The sequence below is a fragment of the Bradyrhizobium sp. PRIMUS42 genome (assembly GCF_023006515.1).
GTDB lineage: Bacteria > Pseudomonadota > Alphaproteobacteria > Rhizobiales > Xanthobacteraceae > Bradyrhizobium.
Genome location: NZ_JALBGZ010001573.1, coordinates 1 through 484, shown reverse-complemented (window position 1 = coordinate 484; position 484 = coordinate 1). Strand labels below are relative to the sequence as shown.

General features: G+C 69.6%; 1 pseudogene. It reads left to right on the top strand.

The features are described 5' to 3' along the window. A pseudogene (locus MOV75_RS41725) lies at positions 1–297 on the top strand (dienelactone hydrolase); the annotation flags it as partial. Positions 298–484 lie beyond the last annotated feature (187 nt).

Genomic DNA, 484 nt, shown 5'->3' with positions numbered 1-484 from the left:
AGCCGCGACATCCTGAGCCCGCCCGATTCCTTGCCGCCTCCGCGCCAGCTCAACGAGGCCGCGCGGACCGAGTTCGCGCGCTATCTCGCCAGCACGCTGCCGCACAAGGCTTTCGCAGTGTCGCCGAATGGCGGCTACGGCTGGCGCGCGGGACGCATCACGGTGGACGACGCCCAGCGCGACTCGCTGGCCGCCTGCATGAAATGGTCGCCGACCTGCACGCTCTATGCGATCGACGACCACCTGGCCGGCCCCTCGCAACCGACGTCCACCGATCAGAGCGCCCGCGCGCGCTAGTCGCCGCGCGCCGGAGGCCGGTTTGTTAACTCCGGAGCTTTATGGAAGACCCATGCTGTGGGTTCTGGCACGCTTCAATCTCGACGCGACGTGGAGACACGTGGTGCTCGTCCTGCTGCTGTCGGCCCCGATCTGCGCACACGCCGGCGACGGCGACATGGACGGGCCGCGCGCGCCGTCGGCGATC